A 720-nucleotide genomic window follows, 5' to 3' on the forward strand; every position below is an offset into this window, starting at 1 on the left:
CAGAATCTTGTCATACAATGGCATAAGCTTGTTTTTCATATTGCATTTCAAGCCAGTGACAATTTCTATACCGTTGTTAAACAATCTCTCAAACAAGCCATGCGAAATATATCCTTTGTCTGCGAATAATTTTCCGAACACATTATCACTCAATCTGTTAAAAACATCTGTATTCCTATCGTCAACATTCGCTTTTGTAAGCATAAAGTTAAGCAGTTCACCTCTCTCATTGCATATCAGGTGTAACTTGAAACCGAAATACCATCCCATGGTGCTTTTACCTCTTTCTGCATAATCACGGAATACCTTATTTCTTGTTATACGCTTGTTGTGGCATACAGGAATGCATGTGCTGTCAATGAAACTTATACCCGTGCATCTGCCAAAGCAAAACAGTTGGAGGAACAGCATCATCTCAACCGCGACTCTGGACTCGAGTTCAACAAAGCGGTTATATGAAAGCAGCTTGGGGAACAGGTCGTGCAGGTGAACCTTGACATAAAAAAGGTAATAATGCTTGAAGTTGCGGAAAGTGTTGAAATGAAAGTAGATGAGTATCGTCATGATTTCCGACCGGCTCATAGTCCATTTCCGATTGCGGTGCTTACGCCCATCTGACTCACAAATGGACATGCGGGCAATTTCCATATCATATTCTTGGCAAAAATCATCGATAATACAGAAAATTTCCGTAATTTTGTTCTTGGTAATCTCCATAAC

General features: G+C 39.6%; 1 protein-coding gene. It reads right to left on the reverse strand.

Annotation, left to right across the window (positions count from 1 at the left end):
* On the reverse strand, positions 1-717 hold a 717-nt coding region (locus CIK95_RS04065; protein WP_254046415.1), incomplete at its 3' end, for an IS982 family transposase.
* Positions 718-720: the final 3 nt, after the last annotated feature.

The sequence above is a fragment of the Prevotella sp. P5-108 genome (assembly GCF_002251385.1).
Classification (GTDB): Bacteria; Bacteroidota; Bacteroidia; order Bacteroidales; family Bacteroidaceae; genus Prevotella.